Annotated in this window: 22 protein-coding genes; 11 read left to right on the forward strand and 11 right to left on the reverse strand. The window is 68.5% G+C overall.

Going from position 1 to position 20,924, the window contains the following annotated elements; genetic code table 11:
* Nucleotides 1-38: 38 nt before the first annotated feature.
* On the reverse strand, nt 39-464 hold the full coding sequence (locus V1Y59_RS07200; RefSeq protein WP_330504148.1) for a DUF3099 domain-containing protein: 426 nt from the start codon (nt 462-464) through the stop codon (nt 39-41).
* Between the two features lie 132 nt (nt 465-596).
* Here V1Y59_RS07200 and V1Y59_RS07205 point away from each other — a divergent pair, with 132 nt between their 5' ends.
* A complete protein-coding gene (locus V1Y59_RS07205) occupies nt 597-866 on the forward strand; it encodes a DUF3039 domain-containing protein (protein WP_330504149.1) in 270 nt (89 codons plus the stop codon).
* Nucleotides 867-906: 40 nt separating this feature from the next.
* Here V1Y59_RS07205 and V1Y59_RS07210 read toward each other — a convergent pair whose 3' ends face one another.
* On the reverse strand, nt 907-2,109 hold the full coding sequence (locus V1Y59_RS07210; protein ID WP_330504150.1) for a YihY/virulence factor BrkB family protein: 1,203 nt from the start codon (nt 2,107-2,109) through the stop codon (nt 907-909).
* Nucleotides 2,110-2,611: 502 nt separating this feature from the next.
* Between V1Y59_RS07210 and V1Y59_RS07215 the strand changes: the two genes are divergently transcribed.
* A complete protein-coding gene (locus tag V1Y59_RS07215; RefSeq protein ID WP_330504151.1) occupies nt 2,612-4,354 on the forward strand; it encodes a DEAD/DEAH box helicase in 1,743 nt (580 codons plus the stop codon).
* A gap of 240 nt (nt 4,355-4,594) precedes the next feature.
* Here the strand turns inward: V1Y59_RS07215 and V1Y59_RS07220 are convergent, their stop codons facing one another.
* Together V1Y59_RS07220 and V1Y59_RS07225 are read right to left on the reverse strand one after the other, a co-directional pair.
* Entirely contained in the window at nt 4,595-4,798 is a 204-nt protein-coding gene (locus tag V1Y59_RS07220; RefSeq protein ID WP_160902505.1) for a DUF7455 domain-containing protein, read from the reverse strand.
* A gap of 247 nt (nt 4,799-5,045) precedes the next feature.
* A complete protein-coding gene (locus V1Y59_RS07225; RefSeq protein WP_330504152.1) occupies nt 5,046-6,014 on the reverse strand; it encodes a sulfite exporter TauE/SafE family protein in 969 nt (322 codons plus the stop codon).
* A gap of 297 nt (nt 6,015-6,311) precedes the next feature.
* On the opposite strand from V1Y59_RS07225, the gene V1Y59_RS07230 reads away from it, so the two are divergent.
* Nucleotides 6,312-6,674 carry a DUF952 domain-containing protein gene (locus V1Y59_RS07230; RefSeq protein WP_330504335.1) on the forward strand — a complete coding sequence of 121 codons (363 nt, stop codon included), beginning with the start codon at nt 6,312-6,314 and terminating at the stop codon, nt 6,672-6,674.
* 127 nt (nt 6,675-6,801) lie between these two features.
* On the opposite strand, the gene V1Y59_RS07235 is transcribed toward V1Y59_RS07230, so the two are convergent.
* A complete protein-coding gene (locus tag V1Y59_RS07235; protein ID WP_330504153.1) occupies nt 6,802-8,241 on the reverse strand; it encodes an RNA polymerase sigma factor in 1,440 nt (479 codons plus the stop codon).
* 203 nt (nt 8,242-8,444) lie between these two features.
* Nucleotides 8,445-9,224: a polyphosphate--glucose phosphotransferase gene (ppgK, locus tag V1Y59_RS07240; RefSeq protein WP_330504154.1), complete on the reverse strand. Its 780-nt coding sequence runs from the start codon at nt 9,222-9,224 to the stop codon at nt 8,445-8,447.
* Between the two features lie 168 nt (nt 9,225-9,392).
* On the opposite strand from ppgK, the gene V1Y59_RS07245 reads away from it, so the two are divergent.
* On the forward strand, nt 9,393-10,298 hold the full coding sequence (locus tag V1Y59_RS07245; RefSeq protein ID WP_330504155.1) for an inositol monophosphatase family protein: 906 nt from the start codon (nt 9,393-9,395) through the stop codon (nt 10,296-10,298).
* A gap of 14 nt (nt 10,299-10,312) precedes the next feature.
* On the opposite strand, the gene cei is transcribed toward V1Y59_RS07245, so the two are convergent.
* Nucleotides 10,313-11,014, reverse strand: a complete 702-nt coding sequence (gene cei, locus V1Y59_RS07250; RefSeq protein WP_330504156.1) for an envelope integrity protein Cei — start codon at nt 11,012-11,014, stop codon at nt 10,313-10,315.
* Nucleotides 11,015-11,424: 410 nt separating this feature from the next.
* On the opposite strand from cei, the gene V1Y59_RS07255 reads away from it, so the two are divergent.
* The gene (locus V1Y59_RS07255) at nt 11,425-11,724 is read left to right on the forward strand and encodes a DUF4193 domain-containing protein (RefSeq protein WP_330432178.1); all 300 of its coding nucleotides are present in this window, start codon (nt 11,425-11,427) and stop codon (nt 11,722-11,724) included.
* A 152-nt stretch (nt 11,725-11,876) separates the two neighbouring features.
* Here the strand turns inward: V1Y59_RS07255 and V1Y59_RS07260 are convergent, their stop codons facing one another.
* A complete protein-coding gene (locus V1Y59_RS07260) occupies nt 11,877-12,464 on the reverse strand; it encodes a DUF3093 domain-containing protein (protein ID WP_330504157.1) in 588 nt (195 codons plus the stop codon).
* 106 nt (nt 12,465-12,570) lie between these two features.
* Here V1Y59_RS07260 and dut point away from each other — a divergent pair, with 106 nt between their 5' ends.
* Nucleotides 12,571-13,035 (forward strand): dUTP diphosphatase, encoded by a 465-nt coding sequence (dut, locus tag V1Y59_RS07265; protein ID WP_330504336.1) that lies wholly within the window; start codon nt 12,571-12,573, stop codon nt 13,033-13,035.
* Nucleotides 13,036-13,108: 73 nt separating this feature from the next.
* On the forward strand, nt 13,109-13,873 hold the full coding sequence (locus V1Y59_RS07270) for a DUF3710 domain-containing protein (RefSeq protein WP_330504158.1): 765 nt from the start codon (nt 13,109-13,111) through the stop codon (nt 13,871-13,873).
* Between the two features lie 13 nt (nt 13,874-13,886).
* On the opposite strand, the gene V1Y59_RS07275 is transcribed toward V1Y59_RS07270, so the two are convergent.
* Nucleotides 13,887-14,546, reverse strand: a complete 660-nt coding sequence (locus V1Y59_RS07275) for an alpha/beta hydrolase (RefSeq protein ID WP_330504159.1) — start codon at nt 14,544-14,546, stop codon at nt 13,887-13,889.
* 183 nt (nt 14,547-14,729) lie between these two features.
* Between V1Y59_RS07275 and V1Y59_RS07280 the strand changes: the two genes are divergently transcribed.
* Together V1Y59_RS07280 and V1Y59_RS07285 are read left to right on the forward strand one after the other, a co-directional pair.
* Nucleotides 14,730-15,107: an OB-fold nucleic acid binding domain-containing protein gene (locus V1Y59_RS07280; protein WP_330432173.1), complete on the forward strand. Its 378-nt coding sequence runs from the start codon at nt 14,730-14,732 to the stop codon at nt 15,105-15,107.
* Nucleotides 15,104-15,850, forward strand: a complete 747-nt coding sequence (locus tag V1Y59_RS07285; protein ID WP_431309122.1) for a DUF3159 domain-containing protein — start codon at nt 15,104-15,106, stop codon at nt 15,848-15,850. The genes V1Y59_RS07280 and V1Y59_RS07285 overlap by 4 nt, the downstream gene beginning before the upstream one ends.
* Nucleotides 15,851-15,913: 63 nt before the next feature.
* Here the strand turns inward: V1Y59_RS07285 and V1Y59_RS07290 are convergent, their stop codons facing one another.
* Entirely contained in the window at nt 15,914-16,576 is a 663-nt protein-coding gene (locus V1Y59_RS07290) for a potassium channel family protein (RefSeq protein WP_330504160.1), read from the reverse strand.
* 19 nt (nt 16,577-16,595) lie between these two features.
* The gene (locus V1Y59_RS07295) at nt 16,596-17,261 is read right to left on the reverse strand and encodes a potassium channel family protein (RefSeq protein ID WP_330504161.1); all 666 of its coding nucleotides are present in this window, start codon (nt 17,259-17,261) and stop codon (nt 16,596-16,598) included.
* Between the two features lie 259 nt (nt 17,262-17,520).
* Here V1Y59_RS07295 and V1Y59_RS07300 point away from each other — a divergent pair, with 259 nt between their 5' ends.
* Together V1Y59_RS07300 and V1Y59_RS07305 are read left to right on the forward strand one after the other, a co-directional pair.
* On the forward strand, nt 17,521-19,533 hold the full coding sequence (locus V1Y59_RS07300) for an APC family permease (protein ID WP_330504162.1): 2,013 nt from the start codon (nt 17,521-17,523) through the stop codon (nt 19,531-19,533).
* Nucleotides 19,530-20,864, forward strand: coding sequence for a class I SAM-dependent RNA methyltransferase (locus tag V1Y59_RS07305; protein WP_330504163.1), 1,335 nt, complete (start codon nt 19,530-19,532; stop codon nt 20,862-20,864). The genes V1Y59_RS07300 and V1Y59_RS07305 overlap by 4 nt, the downstream gene beginning before the upstream one ends.
* The last annotated feature ends 60 nt before the right edge of the window (nt 20,865-20,924 follow it).

Consider the following 20,924-nt stretch of genomic DNA (forward strand, 5'->3'; position numbering starts at 1 on the left):
ATGCAGTCGTCTACATGAGAAGTTGCTGAGAGTGTGGCTCAGCGGGAACGACGTTCGCGGTCGATGCGCTCGTCGCCGGACGGGTCGTCGGTCGTGGAATCCACGATGCGACCGTCGACCGCTCGCCGCGTCCCGTCCAGCGATGGGGGGCCGACGACCGAATGGTCGGTTCCGTACCGGTATTGGGGTACCTCGCCGCGCTTGCGGGGCGGCCGGTCGTTGGCGATCAGGACCGCCACCCACGGGATCGGGATGGACGCCGCGACGATGGCCAGCGCCAGCAGCCCGTTGCCTGTCGCGCTGTAGACGAAGCCGGCGATCACCAGCGCGGGAACGCGGAAGGCCATCAACGTCAGATATTTGCGCACACGCACCCGATGCTGGTCGTCGAGCGACTGTTGCGCACCGGTGATCAGAAAGGCCTGGGGGTCGTTGGCGTGCCCCCTCGATCCTTCTCTGCTCATGCTTCCACCATCCCACTTCGCCGCCCGGGATGCACTCATGGCCCCCGTGATCCGAACCCGACTGTCGAGGTCTCACACAGGTCATTCGGAGCCGTATCCCTTCCGGCGTTGTCGTGGCGCACAATGGTCTCCATGGGAACAGAGACAATCGAGCGGCCGGACCTCGACGAGCGGACCGACGTCGACGAACGGCCGGACGCCGACACCACCGATCACGGCAACGACGACCGCCCCAAGTTCTTCCACTACGTGAAGAAGGACAGGATCGCGGAGAGCGCGGTCATGGGCAATCACGTCGTGGCGTTGTGCGGGGAGACATTCCCCGTGACGCGATCGGCCAAACCCGGCTCACCGGTCTGCCCGAAGTGCAAGAAGATCTACAACCGGATGCGCAAGGGCTGAGCATTCCCCCGGGCCGGGATGCCGCGCCGCTCGGCCGCGGTCATTCGGGTGGGGCCGGCGGCGGTCTCCGGGGCGGCGCCGGGGGTCGATTGCGTCGGATCGGCCCCGACGCGAGGCGGTCGGGCAGGGTCCGCAGCTGGCCGGTCATCTCGGCCGTCTGCGTCGATACCCAGTCGCGCATCTGTGCCGACACCGGCGGTTTGGCGGGCCAGAATTCCTGCACCGCGGCGTTGAACTCGGCGCCGACGACGATCGCGAATCCCAGCGAGAACGCGAACAGGAGGAACGCCACCGGGGTGGCCAGCGCGCCGTAGCTGTAGCCGGCGCGGGTCAGTTCGGTCAGGTAGATGCGCAGGACGTAGCTGGCCACCCAGAAGAAGATCCCGGCGACCACGGCGCCGCCGACCAGGCGGTGCCACGGCAGCGGGTTCGGCAGCGCGAGGTGGTACAGCGTGGTCAACACCACCAGCAGCAGAACGGCGACGAACGGGAAGTAGCCGAAGTCGATCAGATGCGTGACGACGGGATCCCACGAATCGGGCACGATCTCGTGCAGATAGTTGGGTCCGAGCGCCACCAGCGGCAGCACGAACACCGCCGCGACCAGGAATCCCATGTAGAGGAACAGAGCGAAGAAGCGCTGCCACACCGGGTTCCGGACCTCGTGTTGACCGTGCGCTCGCACGATCGAGGCGACGAAACACGACACGGCCGACGAACCCGCCCACAGCGAGATGAGGAAGCCGGCCGAGATGACCACCACCCGGCCGCGGCCCAGCACGTTCTCGACTGTCGGGATGATGATCTCGTCGACGACGTTCTCGGAGAACGTCCGGTCGGCGAAGACGACGATCCGTTCGTAGATGACGTCCACGGTGTCGGGTCCGAACCAACCGGCGATGTAGCCGACGCTGCCCAGCAGACCGAGGAGCAGTGGCGGCAGCGACAACGCCTGCCAGAACGCGGCCTGTGCCGCCATCCCGATGATTCCGTCGTCCCAGGATTTGACGATGGTGCGCCACACCAGTCGGTGCAGATTGCGCAGCACCGGTCGTCGGCTTTCCGGACGGGGTTCCCCGGCCGGGTCGTCGACGCCCTGGTCCGCCGCCGATGCGGCCGATGACGACGTCGTCAATGCCGAGTCGTCGTCCGCCGTCTGTGTGGTGACGTCGCGCTCCGCGCTCGCCGGATGGGCAGACGTGGGAGGTGTCGGTGGTGGCGGGGGACCTGGCGGCGCAGGCATCGGCCGGATCGGTGGACGAGTCGATGCGCGGGGTGGCAGCGGCGTGGTCGGCGTCGAGTCGTCGATGGGCGCAGTAGGGGTGGACGCAGTAGGGGTGGACGCAGTCGGGGTGGGCGCGGGCCGTCGTCGTTCGGCACGGTGAGTCACCGGCGGGGCACCCTGTCCGGGGGCGGCGTCGGCCGGGGATTCGCTCGGATGTGCGGAACCGCCCGACGACACATGGTCCTCGGTGAGGGGCGCTGGGTTCCGATTGCGGCGACTGATGGCTCTAGCATCCCTGATCGCAGGTCCGAACGGGGCGACCGGTCCCCACCGGGTGCGCCGTCGCGACCCGTGCGCCCGGTGCGGGTGAGGGCGCGTCGGGGGAGAGGCGGGACGCCGCCCCCGGGTACCATGGCCGGGTCCCCTCGGACGGTTCGATCCGCGAGGGGACCTTTCATGCCCCCGAGTGGCGTCCGAGCGAACAGCCAGCATCAGACCAGATGTCAGGAGCAGTGCACGAGTGACTTCAGCAGCCGACGGCGCGGCAGCCGAAGAGGCAGTCATACCTCCGGGACCCCCGCTTCGTGCGTGGCAGCGGCGGGCCCTGACCAAGTACCTGACAAAACGTCCGGTGGACTTCATGGCAGTTGCCACACCGGGCGCGGGCAAGACCACGTTCGGCCTCCGGGTCGCGCGTGAACTGCTCGACGACCGCACCGTCGACCAGGTCACGATCGTCGCCCCGACCGAACATCTCAAACACCAGTGGGCCGAGGCGGCGGCCCGCGTCGGAATCGCGGTCGACTCGAGATTCAGCAACTCGGTGGGGCAGACCAGTTCCGACTATCACGGCGTGGCCCTCACCTACGCCCAGGTCGCCGCCCACCCGACCCGCCATCGGGTCCGCACCGAGAACCGCCGGACCCTGGTGATCCTCGACGAGATCCACCATGGCGGCGACGCCAAGTCGTGGGGTGAGGCGATCCGGGAGGCGTTCTCCGATGCCACCCGCAGGCTCGCGCTCACCGGCACGCCCTTCCGCTCCGACGATTCGCCGATCCCGTTCGTCACCTACGAACCGGAGGCCGGCGGCGTATTGCGCTCGAAGGCCGATCACACCTATGGATACGCCGACGCGCTCGCCGACGGCGTCGTGCGTCCGGTGATGTTCCTCGCCTACAGCGGGCAGGCCAGCTGGCGCAGCAGTGCGGGTGAAGAGTTCACCGCTCGGCTCGGCGAACCGTTGTCGGCCGAGCACACCGCCCGCGCGTGGCGGACGGCCCTGGATCCGCACGGCGACTGGATTCCCGCGGTGCTGGAGGCGGCCGTGACCCGGCTGCGGCAGCTCCGCGCCGGGGGCATGCCGGATGCCGGCGGACTGGTGATCGCCACCGATCAGACCGTCGCCCGCGACTATGCCGAACTGCTCACCGCCATCACCGGTACTCGCCCGACGTTGGTGCTGTCCGACGACCCGAAGTCGTCGTCGAGGATCGCGGAGTTCGCCGCGTCACGCGACGAATGGATGGTCGCGGTGCGCATGGTCTCCGAAGGTGTCGACGTGCCGCGTCTCGCCGTCGGTGTGTATGCGACCAGCGCGTCGACACCGCTGTACTTCGCGCAGGCGATCGGCCGGTTCGTGCGATCACGGCGTCCAGGGGAGACCGCGAGCGTCTTCTTGCCGTCGGTGCCGGTCCTGCTCGATCTGGCCAGCAAGATGGAGGCCGAGCGCGACCACGTGCTGGGCAAACCGCACCGGGAGAGCGATGGTCTCGATGATGCTGCGCTGATCGACGCCAACAAGCAGAAGGACGAGCCGGGGGAGGACGAGAAGGCGTTCGAGTCGTTGCATGCCGACGCCGAGCTGGATCAGCTGATCTTCGACGGCGCGTCCTACGGCACGGCGACGTTCTCCGGCAGCACCGAGGAGGAGGACTATCTCGGGCTACCGGGGCTGCTCGACGCCGACCAGGTGCGTGAGCTGCTGCGTAAACGGCAGGCGGATCAGGTTGCGCAGCGCTCGGCGGCGGGCCCGGCACAAATCATCGAGACCTCCGCGCCACCGGCACGGCCGGCGGGGGAGAACCTGCACGCGTTGCGCAAGGAACTGAACACCCTGGTCGCGATGCATCATCACCGGACCGGTAAGCCACATGGCATGGTCCACAACGAGCTGCGGGAGCGGCTCGGCGGGCCACCCACGGCGATGGCCACCGCCGATCAGCTACGGGAACGGATCACCGCGCTGCGGGAGTGGCGCTGAGCTCGGCGCGGACGTCGTCCGGGCCGACGCCTGGTCGACTGGGTGCCACTTCTCGTTGACTGTGCGCCGTTTTCGGTCGACTGGGCGCTGATTCACGTTCATTGGGTGCGCGTCTCGGTGACGCGCACCCAGTCGACGCCAATTGGTGCCCAGTCGACGGAAAACAGCGCCCAGTCGACCGTGGATACGACGCGACCCGGCCGGAAAACCCGGCCGGGTCGCATAGGTCGTGTGGACGATTCAGACCAGTTCTTCCGACGATTCCACGACCGCGGACAACTCCACGAGCTTGGCCTCGTGCTCGTTGAAGTGGTGGCGGCAGAAGAGAAGCTCTCCACCTGCGGGCAGCACGGCCCGCACCTTGGCGGCGGCGCCACAGCGATCACAGCGATCGGCGGCGGTCAGCGGCATGGAGATCGGGGCTGTGGTGGCGGTGTCTGACATGATTCCTCCGTCCCGGTCCGGCGTTGGCGTCGTTGCCGGTCGCCTTTCCCTTCGTGAGCCGACACATCGGTCTGATGCGTCACCCTCACCCTTTCAGACGTTTGGGGCTTTCGTATTGTTCCGCGGGTCGCCCGGGTGTGTCGTCACTCACCGTTAACACGTGCCACATGAACGGCAACACGCACTCAATGCGGGTTTACGTCTTTCGAGACCCGAATCACAACGGTGGATCGATCACCGGGCTGCGTCAGGATGTCGGTGTCGCGGCGGGCACGGTGGTCTGGGTGTCGTCCTGCTCAGCCCTGGCCTGTTCCTCGCGCACCCTGCTGACGGCGTCCGACGACTCGTTCTCCCGATCGCGCAGGTACTCCCGCAGCGAGTACGCGAACGCTGCCACCCACACGACGACGATGGCGACGTAGATCGAGGTCTGGGCCGGCGACGGCAGATCGACGAGGTCACTGCGTATGAGGCTGCGTGCGTTGGTGAGCACGATCAGACCGCCGACGGAGGCGCCGAGCAGGCGCGGCGGGACGTGCCGCACGAGCCACGCCGCGATCGGCGCCGCGATGATGCCGCCGACGAGGATCGCACCGACCCAGGCGAAGTTGATTCCCTGGGACCCGAGGCTCACCAGGAAGCCGAGGCTGGCGGCCACCGCGATGATGAACTCACTGGTGTCGATGGAGCCGATCACCTTGCGGGGCTCCAACCGGCCGCTGGCGAGAATCGCCGGGGTACCCACCGGACCCCAGCCGCCGCCACCGGTGGCATCCACGAAACCGGCCACCAGACCGAGCGGGGACAGGAAGCGCTTGCGCAGCGGCTTCCCGAGGTGTTCGCGGGAGATACCGACAAAGGTGAACCGGGCCAGGATGTAGAGACCGAGCAGCAGCAGGATGATCGCCATCAGCGGTGCGGCCGCCTCGGTCGACAGATTCGACAGTACCGTCGCACCGAGGAAGGCGCCGATCGCACCCGGTATGGCGATGCGGCGCACGACCTTCCAGTCGACGTTGCCGAAACGCCAGTGCGAGACCCCCGACACGAGCGTGGTGCCGATCTCGGCGAGGTGGACGGTCGCCGACGCCGCGGCGGGATTGGATCCGATCGCCAACAGCAGAGTGGTCGTCGTGACGCCGTAGGCCATTCCCAGACTGCCGTCGACGAGCTGTGCGGCAAGGCCGACGAAGCCGATCAGAACGATGGTGCGCATGCGGAGGGGGACTTTCGTTTCAGGTGACGGGGAGGCGGGACACGCGCATGACCGGGGACATCCCCTGTCGGTCGCGCGGTCGTGTACGCGTCGCGGCGGTCGATCAGGCGAGTCGGCCGCGACGCCGCAGACACAGCATCGACGCCACCCGCAGGAGGTCGATGGGTCGTCGGGTCACCAGCATGACGAGAATCGTAAGGCGAGGGACGTCGCGGACCCGCATCCGACGCGGTCGCCGAATCCGTTAGAGCGCAACCCTTGACAAGTTGTTCCGATGATGGTTATGCAGCTCGGGTGATCCCGAGCAGTGCCGAGCGAGTGTTGTTGCACCTGTGTGGCCGAGCCGAGTGGGCGGCGTCACTCCGCGCCGGAAGTCATGAACCGCCGTCGTTGTCCGAGGTCGGATTCATCCATCTGTCCGGCCCGCATCAGGTGCATCTACCGGCGAACGCCCTGTTCGCCGGGCGCGACGATGTGCTTCTGCTCGTGATCGACGCGGACAGGTTGTCATCGCCGGTGGCGTGGGAGCCGGGCGATCCACCCGACCCGGGCGGCATGCGTTTCCCGCACCTGTACGGGCCGTTGCCGGTCGACGCGGTGGTGGATGTGATCGAGTATCGACCGGACGCGGACGGGGCGTTCGGAACGCCCGATCTGTGAGTGCCCTTCGTGACGTTCCTCCGCAAGCTCCGGAACTCCTCAGGGGCCGGGTCGGGGGCACCGACCCGGCCCCTGAGGAGGGAGCGAGGAACGAGCGACCGTCACGAAGGGCCGCAGCCGACCTACGTCAGTCGAGATAGTCGCGCAGCACCTGCGAACGCGACGGATGGCGCAGCTTGGACATCGTCTTCGACTCGATCTGACGGATGCGCTCACGGGTGACTCCGTAGACCTGACCGATCTCGTCGAGCGTCCGCGGCTGTCCGTCGGTCAGCCCGAATCGCAGCCGGACGACGCCGGCCTCGCGCTCGGACAGGGTCTCGAGCACCGACTGCAGCTGGTCCTGCAGCAAAGTGAAGCTGACCGCGTCGACGGCGACGACTGCCTCGGAGTCCTCGATGAAGTCACCGAGCTGGCTGTCGCCCTCGTCACCGATGGTCTGATCGAGCGAGATCGGTTCACGCGCGTACTGCTGGATCTCCAGCACCTTCTCCGGCGTGATGTCCATCTCCTTGGCCAGCTCTTCCGGAGTGGGCTCGCGGCCCAGATCCTGCAAGAGTTCGCGCTGGATGCGGCCGAGCTTGTTGATGACCTCCACCATGTGCACCGGGATGCGGATGGTGCGGGCCTGGTCGGCCATGGCACGGGTGATCGCCTGACGAATCCACCAGGTGGCATACGTGGAGAACTTGTAGCCCTTGGTGTAGTCGAACTTCTCCACCGCACGGATCAGACCGAGGTTGCCCTCCTGGATCAGATCCAGGAACGCCATGCCGCGGCCCGTGTAGCGCTTGGCGAGTGAGACCACCAGACGCAGGTTCGCCTCGAGCAGATGGTTCTTGGCGCGGTTGCCGTCGCGAGAGATCCAGTTCAGGTCGCGCTTGGAGGCGGTGCTGAGCTTCTCGCCGGAGTCGACGATGCGCCGTAGTCGTTCCGTCGCGAACAGCCCGGCCTCGATGCGCTTGGCCAGCTCGACCTCTTCCTCTGCGTTGAGGAGGGCCACCTTGCCGATCTGCTTGAGGTAGGCGCGGACCGAGTCGGCGGAGGCGGTGAGCTCGGCGTCCTTGCGGGCCTGACGGAGGGCCTCGGATTCCTCTTCGTCCCAGACGAAGTCACCGGAGGTCTTCTCCTTGGTCTCTTCCTTGGGCTTGGTCTCGACTGCCTTGGCACCCTCGGCGGCAGTGGCCTCGGACGTCTCCTCCGAGTCGTCGTCGGACTCGTCCTCGTCGTCACTGCTGTCGTCGGAGGCGTCGTCATCGACCTCGATGTCGTCGTCGATCTCCACGTCGTCGTCGAGTTCGGAGTCGGGGCCGTCGATGTCATCGATCGAGCCGCCGTCTTCGAGATCGTCGGTCGAATCGGCGCTGTCGTCGTCCGGCTTCTCGGCCTTCTTCCCGGCGCGTTTGCTCGGGGCCTTCTTCGCTGCCGTTTTCTTGGCGGTCGCCTTGCGTGCGGTGGCCTTCTTCGCGGCCTTCTTGGCGGTCCGTTTGGCCGGCGCGGGCTCCGTGGCGGTAGTCGCGTCTGTCGATTCGTCGACGTCGGCCTGTCGGGTCTTGGTGGCTGCCACGTACAACCTTTCGGAACTGACTCGTGAATCCCGCACGGCGCCACACGCCGACGCGGATCAGGGGCTTGATTTCTCGGTGCGCGATGACCGGTGTGCACCATTGTAACGACATCGACACGCCCCATGTGGCAAAGCCCTGGTCAGGAGGATATCGATAACGCTCATGGTCGCCTACCCGGAACGTTGCGCACCGGGTAGGACGATCAGGGACGCAGACCGGTGGTCACCGCCATCGCCGCGCCGACGATACCTGCTGTGTTCTGCAGGGTCGCGGGGACGACGGGCGTGGAGTTCGTCAGGTAGGGCACCCACTTGTCGGCCTTGCGGCTGATCCCGCCGCCGATGACGAAGACCTTCGGCCAGAACAGCACCTCGTAGGCCTCGAGAACCTTCGAGAGTTTGCCCGCCCATTTCTCGTATGACCAACCCTTGTCCTCCTTGACCTTCGACGACGCCCGGTGCTCGGCCTCCTTGCCGTCGATGATCATGTGACCGAGCTCGGTGTTCGGCACGAGCGTGCCGTTGATCAGGATCGCGGAGCCGATCCCGGTGCCGAGGGTCAGCAACATCACGGCCCCGGCGACATCGGCCGCCGCGCCGTAGCGGTCCTCGGCGACCCCGGCGGCGTCGGCGTCGTTGAGCACCGAGAGCTCCCGCCCGCCCAGGTGTGCGCCGAACAGGTCGTACACGTCGGTGCCGATCCAGCCCTTGTCGATGTTGGCCGCGGTTCGCATGATGCCGTCGGTGACGACGCCCGGCAGGGTGATCCCGATCGGGCCCGTCCAGTCGAAGTGGTCGACGACCTCGGCCACCCCGCCCGCGACGGCCTCGGGTGTCGACGGCTGCGGCGTCAGCACCTTGAACCGCTCGCCGACCAGCTCGCCGCTGTCGAGGTCGACGATGCCGCCCTTGATCCCGGAACCACCGACGTCGACCCCGAATCCGAGGTTGGTTGCGGTGGTCGCTGTCTCGGCGTCGGTCATGTGGGGTGTCCTCTCTGGTCCAACCCTCGTCAATGATGTGCGACCCAGGCTATCCAGCGCCGCGGCGTGTTGCTGGAGTCGACACCAAGTCGTCACCCGTGGCGGCGCCGACGTTCACACGCCAATCCCGGCGCGGCGTGGGTGGCGACGGTGTGCTGACATAGTGGCGTGACGGAAGAGCCGGGCCTCGACGAACTCGAACGTGTCGCGATCGACGTGGCGTGCGGCGCTGCGGCCCATGTCCGCGCCCGACGTCCCGAGCTGTTCGGTCCGCGGCCCGGGCACGACCCCGACGCGGTGGGCCCGGCCCCCGCGCTCGCCGCGTCCGGAGCGGCGCCGGCGGTCACCACCAAATCCACACCGACCGACCCGGTCACGCTCGCCGACACCGAGACCGAACACCTGATCCGCTCCGAGCTGCGGGCGCGCCGTCCCGACGACGAGGTGCTCGGCGAGGAAGCCGGCGGCTCGGTCGATGTCCCGTCGGGTGTGCGGTGGGTGGTCGATCCGATCGACGGCACGGTCAATTTCATGTACGGCATCCCGGCCTACGCCGTCTCGGTGGCGGCGCAGGTCGACGGTCGGTCGGTGGCCGGTGCCGTCGTCGACGTCGCGCGCGGCATCACCTACTCGGCCGCCGCCGGCCGAGGGGCCCACCTCGATGCGGGTGAGGGGCGGGTCCCGTTGAGGTGCAACCCGATCGACCAGGTGGACCTCGCATTGGTCGCGACGGGCTTCTCCTACGACTCCGGGCGCCGGGCCGAGCAGGGGTCGATCGTGGCTGAGCTGTTGCCCCGGATACGTGATGTCCGGCGGGTCGGGGCTGCCGCACTCGACCTGTGCATGGTCGCCAGTGGTGCGGTGGATGCGCATTTCGAGCACGGTCTGAGCCCGTGGGACTGGGCGGCCGGCGGGCTCATCGCGGCCGAGGCCGGTGCGGTGGTGCACACCCCGCCGCCGGACTCGCGTTCCTCCGACGGCCATGTGACCGTCGCATGCGCGCCCGGGATCGCGGATCGGTTCGTGCGGCTCCTCGATGATCTCGGCGCGCGTCGTTCCATCCCGTCCGACTGAGACGCCGGACCCGGTCAGCAGGACGACGCGTGCACGGCCTCCACAAGGCTGGGATCTGCGCCCGTCTCGGGGTTGCGCGGGTCCGCCGTCCGCAACGCCTCCAGCGCCGCCTGGGCGTCCTGCGACTGTTCGCGCGCCTCGTAGTACTCACCCAGCGCGACGTCGACCGAGGTGCCCTGTCGGCCGTCGTCGACGAGCTGTGCACACGGCAACGCCAACCAGACGGCTGCGGCACTCGACCGCCCGGCCGGGCCGAACCGGATCTGCGCGTAGCACGCCAGATCGCGGTTCGCGTAGACAGTGTCGTCGGCGTACGGGGTGTCGACGGCCGGGGTGAACCCCTGGGCAGTGAGGTCGTCGGAGACCGACCGCGCCGCGCCCCGCAGGGACGACGCGTTGAGCACCCGGACCTGGAAGGTGGACAGGGCGGCGGGGGCCACCTCGAGCATCTCGTCGCGGTCGACCGCCACGAGTTCCGGCGGTGGTGGCGGCGGTGTCGCCGGTGCCGGTGCCGAGGGATCCGCAGACGCCGGTATCGGCTGGTTGCAGGCAGTCGGAACCGGGGTGGGCCCGGACTCGCTCAACGCGACCGCCCAGGCCGCCAATCCGGCGACCAGCAGCACGACCGCCGCGATGATCGCCGGCCGTGCACGGCGCCGCCGGAAAGGTCGCCCCTTGGCGTCGACCGACGAGCCCCCGGTTATCTGCGCCACCACCGCGAATCGGCTCCTTCTCGCCTCGAACCTGCGGCACCACTCTAAAGGGTCCTCGTCCGAGCGGAGTGCAGGCAGGCCGACCGGCCCCGCCGGTTGGTGGTGTTGCCGGACTTTCAAGGGGACTCGACACACCCGGGAATGTTCCGGATGACGAAGTCGTTGACTCAGCCGCACGGGTGCACTAGGCTTCGGGCGCCCGCCCTCCAAAGCAGTCGGGAGGCATGCGAGCCGGATGTGATGAAAATCACGCCGGTCCGCAGGGTCCTGGGTAACGAATTGCACCGGTCATGACGTTGAAGTGACGCCCGACGGCAAGACAATCCCGGCGGGATCGCGCACCTACGCTTGTCCGGCCACAAGCCGCGGCAACCGAGAGCGCCCCTCACACTCTCACATAGGTAAGGCACACAATGGCTACTGATTATGACGCGCCACGACGCACGGATACCGAGGATCTCAACGAGGACTCTCTCGAGGAGCTGAAGGCCCGCCGCAGCGAAGCGCAGTCGTCGGCCGTCGACGTCGACGAGGGCGACACCGCGGAATCGTTCGAACTGCCCGGCGCGGACCTCTCCGGCGAAGAGCTGTCGGTGCGGGTCATCCCCAAGCAGGCCGATGAGTTCACCTGCACCAGCTGCTTTCTCGTCTACCACCGCAGCCGGCTGGCGCGCGAGAACGGCAACTCCAAGATCTGCGTCGACTGCGCCTGAGAGCTCGGTCCACCTGCGCACAGCCCTGATGCGCATCGACAAAGACGGGGGCGGGTCGACGATGTCGAACCCGCCCCGTCGTCTGTCTGGGGTCGTTCATCTGGGGCCGTTCATCCAGGGACGTTGATCTGGAGACGCCCGATCGGACCCGGCTATTGCTCCGCGATCCCGGCGTCGGCCGCCGCATCGGGCAGGTCGAGCGCGGCGAGTACACCTGCGGGATCGCGCGTCGAGACCAGCCAGTAGGGCGTCGGATCGTCCGGGTCATCGAGCACAAGCAAGACCATCGTCTTCACCCACGTGCGGTGCACGAGAAATGCGGCCGGATCGAGCTGGCGGCCCAACGCGGCACTCTTCGCGGTGGCCGGCACCGTCGCCCCCCGTGCGATGACCGCTCGGGGCAGCCGCGCCCGACCGGCGTGCAGTTCACCGTCGCCGCTGACCCGGACCTGAACTCGTCCGAGCGACCACAGGATCGCCGCACACAGCACACCGACCACGATGTACCCGACGACACTCCACGCCGAGCCGTGTGCGGACAGCTGGATCTCGTATCCGACGACGCCGGTCACCACCGCAGCGGCCAGCCACCACCACCAGGGGACCCTCAGTCGTTCGTTGAATCGGTCCGACGCCGAGTTCTGTTCTGGCGCCGCACTGTTCGCGTCGCCGTTCGAACCGGCGGCGTCGTCGTCGGAAGGACGACCGGCCGGATTCTCAGGTGATGCAGGGGGAGTCACGCGACCAGCGTAGTCTGCCCTCGTGGCGCCGAATTCTCCCACTACGTCATCCACGACCGCGACTTCCACGACCGCGACACCGTCGAGCGGGACCGGGGTCGGGTCGATCGCCGTTCGCCGTCTCGACCCGGACATCGCACTGCCGACCCGGGCACATCCCGGCGACGCCGGACTCGACCTCTGCTCCACGATCGATCTGGAGCTGCCGCCCGGACGCCGCCAGCTGGTCGGCACGGGTATCGCCGTCGCGCTGCCGCACGGCACCGTGGGTCTCATCCACCCACGGTCCGGGCTCGCCGCCCGGGCCGGCCTGTCCATCGTCAACAGCCCCGGGACGGTCGACGCCGGATACCGGGGCGAGATCAAGGTCTGCCTGATCAATCTCGACCCGGACGAACCCATCACCATCTCGCGTGGGGATCGGATCGCGCAGCTGCTCGTACAACGCGTCGAGCTGCCGGACGTCGTCGAGGTCGACGAGCTCGACGACACCAGCCGGGGTGCCGGTGGGTACGGGTCCAGCGGCGGGCACGTGATGCTCACAGAGTCCGCGCCCGACGCCGAGAGCTGATCGGCAGTACCCGCCAACCGCGCAGCGAACGGAACAGTCCCTCGCCGCACACATGTCAAGGAGCAGACACGAGATGGCCACCGAACCGTTGCGGATCGGAACCGCGCAGGGCCCGTACGACATCGACGCGCTGGAGACCCCCGCCGAGGAGCTCGGCAACTCCCATCTCGACCTCGGATCGGTCCTGGTCCCGGTGGTCGAGGGCGGTCAGGTGACCGTCGAGATGTCGGCCGACCATCAACCGCAGGCCGTGTATCTGGTCACCCCGCACGGCCGGATCAACGTGACCGCCTTCGCCGCGCCGAAGTCGCCGGGGCAGTGGCGCGAGGTGGTCCGGGAACTCGCCGAGTCGTTGCGGGACGAAGGCGCCACGGTCTCGATCGAGGACGGCCACTGGGGCCGAGAGGTTGTCGCCGTGGTGCCCGGAGGTGAGCACCGTTTCCTCGGGGTCGACGGTCCGCGGTGGATGGTGCGGTGCGTCGCGAGCGGCCCCGACGACCGGGCCGACGAACTCGCCCGGCTGGCGCGGGCAGTGCTCGCCGAGTCGGTGATCCGTCGGGGCAGCGACCCCTTCCCGCCGCGCGATCCACTGCCGGTGGTCCTGCCACCTGTGCTGGCCGAACAGGTGGCGGCGGCGCAGCAGCAGATGCAGGACGGTCAGGGTGCGGCCCAGGGCGACCCGGCTGCCGGAGCCGGTGCTTCGGGTCCCGCCGGTGCTCCCGACACGGCCGGACCCGAATCAGCACCACCGACCGTGGCCGCCGACGACGAACAGGAACCGACCCCGCGGTCGTCGGGTTCGGCGATGCAACGCTTCCGCCGCGACCAGCGCGGCTGAATCGGCGGTCCGCTCAGCGGATCGCCAGCCAGGCTCGCGCACAACCGAATCCGAGCGCCGACGGGTCATTTCCCCACTCATCGAGGGTGACCTCCGTCAGTGCGGCACGGGGCGCTGCGGCCGACCAGGCCCGCCCGACCTCATACGGGTGCACGGGATCGTCGGTGGCCGCGGTGACCGCCAGTGGCGCCGCCAGACGCGCGATGTCGGTCACCTCGGGCGCGCGGAACACGGCGGCCTCGCCCAGCTGATCGACGAGAGCGGGATGCAGCGACCGCCACGACCTGCCCAGCTCGGCGGCCAGCCACGGTGGGCTCGAGGCCTCCATCGAGGCGAGCGTCGCCTCCAACCCGTCGGTCCGGAGTGCCGCCGCGGTGGTCGACGCGCTCCATGCGGCGGGAGAGTTCTCCGGGTCCCCGCTCCACGCGGGCAAGGCCGCCCACACACCGGCGCAGTCATTCTCCAGCGCCCACGCAACCGCGACGGCGGCCCCGATGGACACGCCACCGACCAGGATCGGCCCCGACCGTTGCGCGATCTGGTCGAGGCATCGACGATGGCCCGCCACCAGCGATGCCTGCGGGTCGAGAGCGATCAATGTCACACCGAGTGCGGTGGCCGCCGGACCGAACGCGCGACGCACGTAATCGGCGTCGGAGCCGGTCCCGGGCATCGCGACAAGGGTCGTCGGCACAGGCCTGTCCGTCGTATACCGCCCGGGCATGCAATGATCATGCCCGACGTTGTATGGGAAGCAGCGGCAGGATTACGCTGGCGACTGCAAGCAGGGGCGGCGAACCCGCCCGATGTCTCACCGAGCGTCTCGACCAGAGACGAGTCACCCAGGAGGGTGCACATGCCTACCACCGGCTATCTGAAGCGGTTGACCCGCCGGTTGACCGAGGATCTCGGCGAGGCGGATGCTGTGGAGATCGCCGAGGAATCGGCGGCGACCGGGGCCCAGCGTGCCGCCGAGTGTTGTCGCGGCGACGAGGTCACCATGCACGGCGAGCTGCGGTCGGTGGAGACGTGTTCGCGCACCGCCAAGGTCGGGGTCAAGGCCGAATTCTTCGACGGCTCGGACACCGTGCTTCTCAAATGGCTCGGACGCAACCGCATCCCGGGTATCGAACCGGGCCGCAAGGTCACCGTGCGTGGCCGCCTCGCCGAGCACGAGGGCACCAAGATCATCTACAACCCGTATTACGAACTCCAGGGCCCCGACGACGAATGACGTCGCCGGACGAGCCGGCCGGGAGCGACACCGCGTCAGGCGACCGTGACCCGGCGACGACACCGTCGGCTCCGGCGGAATCGACCACCGAGCGCGGCACGCCATCGATGCTCGAGCAGATGGGCGGTCCCACCGGACTGATCTACTCGACCATCCCGATCGTGGTTTTCGTCCCGGTCAACTCCGTGTGGGGTCTCACCGCCGCGATCGTCGCCGCGCTCGTCGCAGCCGTCGCCATCTTCGTCGTCCGGCTGGTCCGTCGGGAGCCGCTCAACCCCGCCATCTCCGGGCTCATCGGCGTCGCGATCTGTGTCTTCATCGCCCACCGCGTGGGTGATGCGAAGGGTTACTTCCTGTTCGGCATCTGGACGACGCTCGTGTACGCAATCGTGTTTGTGGCCTCGATAGTCGTGCGGTGGCCCCTGGTCGGTGTCATCTGGAACCTGATCAGCGGTGACGGCACCCGGTGGCGTAAGCACCGCCGGACGCTGCATGCCTACGACCTGGCCACCGCCTTCTGGGCGCTGGTCTTCGCCGCGCGCTATCTCACCCAGTCCGAGTTGTACGACCACGGCAGCACCGGCTGGCTCGCGGTCGCCCGGATCGGCATGGGGTGGCCGCTGACCGCGCTCGCCGTCCTGGCAACCGTGCTCCTCGTCCGGCGGGCGAGCAAGGAAGAGGACCGGCTGGCCGTCGACGTCGGTGACGTGGAGTCGGCCGGGCCGCACGCCGACCGGCTCTGACGCCCCGATCTCGCTGACGGCTGGTCCGGACGGCTCCGCGGGCGCCGACAGCCGATGCGGATTTCAATGAGCGATCTGCATCGCCTCACGCAGCGCGGGTTCGGCCTCTGCGGGCGCGATGAAGATCAGTTCGTCGCCACCCTCGATCGGGTCGTCGCTCTGCGGGACGATGACCCGTCCGCCACGCAGGATCGTGACCAGCGCGGCGTCACGGGGGAGGGTCAGGCGCCGTACGGGTTTGCCCGCAAGTGGGGTGTTGGGCGGCAACGTGAGCTCGACGAGGTTCGCCTGGCCCTGCCGGAACGTCATCAGGCGCACCAGATCCCCGACGGACACTGCTTCCTCGACCAGCGACGCCAGGATGCGCGGTGTCGACACCGCGACGTCGACGCCCCAGTCCTCGCCGAACAGCCATTCGTTGCGCGGATCGTTGACGCGCGCGACGACCCGGTTCACGGCGAACTCCGTCTTGGCGAGCAGACTCACCACCAGGTTCGCCTTGTCGTCGCCGGTCGCCGCGACCATCACGTCGAAGGTCTGCAGGTCGGCACGCTCGAGATTGCTCAGTTCGCAGGCGTCGGCCTGCACCCAGACGGCATGCTCCACCGCGTCGGGGTCGATGTGCGCGACGTTGCGCTCGAACAGGGTCACTTCGTGGTGATTGACGATCAATTCGCGTGCGATCGAGCGGCCGACGGCCCCGGCGCCGGCGATGGCAACCTTCATCGTGTTCTCCCTGCCTCGCTCACTCGGACGTGGTGCGTGGTGTGCGGGCGGTGGCACGCGCCTCGTCGAGCAGGTCCACCGGCACTGCCGCGTAGATGAGGTCGTCCTGCTGCACAACCGTTTTCGGGTCCGGCAGGATCGGCTTGCCGAGACGGTTCAAGAAGGCGACACGGCCACCGGTCTCTTCCTGGAACTTGGTCACCTTCACCCCGATCCACGATTCGTCGACCTCGAGTTCGGCGATCACCAAGGTGCCCGACGGATCGCGCCATTCGATGGTCGTCGATGTCTCGCCGAGGGCGGAGACGAAGCGCTCGGTCGTCCAGGGGACCGTGGCGACGGTGGGGATGCCGAGGCGTTCGTAGACCTCCGCTCGCTTGGCGTCGTAGATCCGGGCGACGACGCGGTCCACCCCGAACGTCTCACGGGCGACCCGCGCGGCGATGATGTTCGAGTTGTCGCCGGAGGAGACCGCCGCGAACGCGTCCGCCCGCTCGATCCCCGCGCGGGTCAGCACATCCCGGTCGAACCCGACCCCCACGACGGTGGTGCCGCGGAACTGGGGGTTGAGCCGGATGAACGACGACTCGTCCCGGTCGATCACCGCGACGTCGTGTCCGCGCTTCTGCATCGCCATGGCCAACGACGACCCGACCCGGCCGCACCCCATGATGACTACCTGCACCTGCACCCTTCCGCCTGTTGCCGATACCGCCGTGATCGCTCCCGGCACACGTGCCGGTGGAGACCGGCGGCGGCCGCTGCGGAGGCATCGGACGCATCGAACCTACCCCGGAGGCGGTCCCGCCGGGCGGTGACCGTACACACCGCCGCGCGCCGCCGTCGAGGCCGCTACCGGACCGACGAACGAGGTCGGTGCGTGGCACCGGGACTTGCCGTCGCCCCTTGTGGTCAATGTCTACTACACGCTCTAGTGTTGCCTGGTGTCCACCGTGTCCAAGGTGTCCGTAGCGACCAAACGGATTCTGCTCGGCCGCCCGTTCCGCAGTGACCGACTGGGCCACACGTTGTTGCCCAAGCGCATCGCCCTGCCGGTCTTCGCGTCCGATGCGATGTCGTCGGTGGCCTACGCACCGCAGGAGATCTTCCTGGTCCTGTCGATCGCCGGCCTGAGCGGGCTGGTGTTCACGCCGTGGGTGGCGGTGGCGGTCTGCGTCGTCATGATCGTGGTGGTCGCCAGCTATCGGCAGAATGTGCACGCCTACCCGTCCGGGGGCGGCGACTACGAGGTGGCGACGGTGAATCTCGGGCCCAACGCCGGGCTCACCGTCGGCAGCGCCCTGCTCGTCGATTATGTGCTGACCGTCGCCGTGTCGATCGCGTCGGCGGCGGAGAACGTCGGCTCGGCGATTCCGTTCGTCTCCGACCACAAGGTGTTGTTCAGCGTCGGGGTGATCCTGCTGCTGGCGGCGGTCAATCTCCGCGGCATCAAGGAGTCCGGAACCGTCCTCGCCATCCCCACCTACGCGTTCATCTTCGGCGTGGTGACCATGTTGGTCTGGGGATTCGTCGAGATCTTCGTGCTCGGCGAGGACGTGCAGTCCGAGACCGCGGACTTCGAGATCCGCGCCGAGGAGAGCCACCTGGCCGGTATCGCGTTCGTGTTCCTGGTGGCGCGTGCGTTCTCGTCGGGATGTGCCGCGTTGACCGGTGTGGAGGCGATCAGCAACGGCGTCCCGGCCTTCCGGAAACCGAAGTCGCGCAACGCCGCGACCACGCTGCTGCTGCTGGGGACGTTCTCGATCACGATGCTGATGGGCATCGTGCTGTTGGCGCAGCAGATCGGCGCCAAGTACGTGGAGAACCCGGAGCAGGATCTCGTCGGCGCACCCGACGGCTATCAGCAGAAGTCGATGATCGCGCAGCTCGCACATGCTGTGTTCGACACGTTCACTCCCGGGTTCTACTTCGTCGCCACGGTGACGGCGCTGATCCTGATCCTCGCGGCCAACACCGCGTTCAACGGATTCCCGGTGCTCGGGTCGGTGCTCGCGCAGGACCGCTACCTCCCACGTCAGCTGCACACCCGCGGCGACCGGCTCGCGTTCAGCAACGGCATCGTGTTCCTCGCGCTCGCCGCGGCCGCCTTCGTCGTCGCCTTCGGCGCCCAGGTCACCTCGCTGATCCAGCTCTACATCGTCGGCGTGTTCGTGTCGTTCACGTTGAGCCAGACGGGCATGGTCCGGCACTGGACGCGGCACCTGCGCACCGAGACCGATCCCAGTGCTCGCCGGCGGATGCAGCAGTCGCGGGCGATCAACAGTGTCGGCCTGGTGATGACCGCCACGGTGCTCGTGGTGGTGCTGGCCACGAAGTTCAGCGAAGGTGCGTGGATCGCGATCATCGCGATGGTCGCCTTGTTCATCCTGATGAAGTTGATCCACCTGCACTACTCGACGGTGCAGCGCGAACTCGAACGGGCCGACGAGGAATCGGTGCTGCCGAGCCGCACCCATTCGATCGTGCTGGTCTCCACCCTGCATCTCGCCACCCGACGAGCCGTGCTGTACGCCCGCGCGACCCGGCCCGACGTGCTGGAGGCGATCACGGTCAACGTCGACGACCGCGACACCCGCAAGCTGGTGTCGCAGTGGGAGGCCAGCGACGTCTCGGTGCCGTTGAAGGTGATCGCGTCGCCGTATCGCGAGATCACCCGTCCGGTCATCGACTATGTGCGCCGGGTGCGCCGCGAATCGCCGCGCGACGTCATCACCGTGTTCATCCCCGAATACGTGGTGGGGCACTGGTGGGAGCAGATCTTGCACAATCAATCCGCGCTGCGGCTCAAGACACGCCTGCTGTTCGAACCGGGGGTGATGGTCACATCGGTGCCCTGGCAGCTCAATTCCTCGGATCGCCTCAAGAATCGAGACTTCGAATACACGGCTCCCGGTGACACTCGACGTGCACTCGGAAGCGATCCGGACGAGCGGTGAGCACGCCTGCGTCCGGCGGCGACCACGACGAGGTGGTGCTGCGGCCCGACCGTCCGGCCAACGGCGGCGAGGCCGTGGGGCGTGTCGACGGGCGCGTCGTCTTCGTGCGGGGTGCCATCCCGGGTGAGCTGGTCCGGGCGCGGATCGTCGACGACCGTCAGAGCCGATTCGCCCGGGCGGACGCCGTCGAGATCGTCGAACCGTCGCGACATCGGGTCGCATCGCCGTGCGACGCCGCGCGGCACGGAGCGGGATGCTGCGACCTGGGCTTCATCGACCCCGCGCACGCCCGGGAGCTCAAGGCGGAGATCCTGCGTGACGCGCTGACACGGATCGGTGGCTTTGCCGGCGGCGAGCTCGACGACCTCGGCGTCGACCCGGGCGTGGTGACCGGCCTCGGCGACGACGGCACGCACTGGCGGGTGCGCACACGCCTCGGCATCGACGCCGACGGCCGCGCGGGCATGCACGCCGCGCACGGGTCGGGCATCGTCGCCGGTCACCAGTGCGTGGCGCCGGAGACCGGCATGCTGGACGGTCTCGATGACCTCGCCCTGACCCCGGGCGGCGACCTCGTGGTCATGTCCGACGTGGACGGTCGACGCCACATCACCGAGCTCTCGCCGCCGAAACCCGTTCGTGCCGGGTCGCGTCGGGCCGCCCGGGGCCGGGCACAGGCAGCGCGGCGACGCCGCGAGCAGCCACGGGCCGAGCGCGTCCTCGAGGGCGAGGCGACGGCCGCGCACCGCGTGGGGGAACGGACCTGGCAGATTCCGGTCGCCGGGTTCTGGCAGGCGCATCGCGCGGCGCCGACCGAGTACGCGCGAGCCGTGGTGGAGATGATCGCCGCGTCCGGCAGCTCGCCAGGCGGTGTCGCCTGGGACCTCTACGGCGGCGCAGGCGTGTTCGCCGCCGCCCTTCTCGACGCCACCCCCGATCCGGGTGCCGGCGGTGGGCGACCCGAGGTCGTCCACGTCGTCGAGTCCGACACCTCGGCGCTGGCGGCGGCCGCTGACACCCTTGCCGACGACCCGGTCGAGTTGCATCGCGGCGAGGTCGCGGCCGCGGCCGCCCGGCTGCCGTCGCCCGACGTCGTGGTGCTCGACCCGCCGCGCACCGGTGCCGGCGCCACGGTCATCGACGCCGTGGCCGACGCCGACCCGGGCGTGATCGTCCACGTGGGTTGTGACATCGGCCGATTCGCGCGCGACCTGTCGATGTTCGTCGACCGTGGCTACCGGGTACGTGAGATCCGGGCGTTCGACGCGTTCCCGCTCACCCACCACGTCGAGGCGATCGCCTGCCTCGTGCCGGCTCGACGGGGAATGTGACACGCGGCGTGTGACCAACTCGACGCGGGGCGCCGTGGTCGTCGGGGTGGTCGGCTTCCG

Origin of the sequence: Gordonia prachuapensis (assembly GCF_036350515.1) — a bacterium.
Taxonomy (GTDB): Bacteria; Actinomycetota; Actinomycetes; order Mycobacteriales; family Mycobacteriaceae; genus Gordonia; species Gordonia prachuapensis.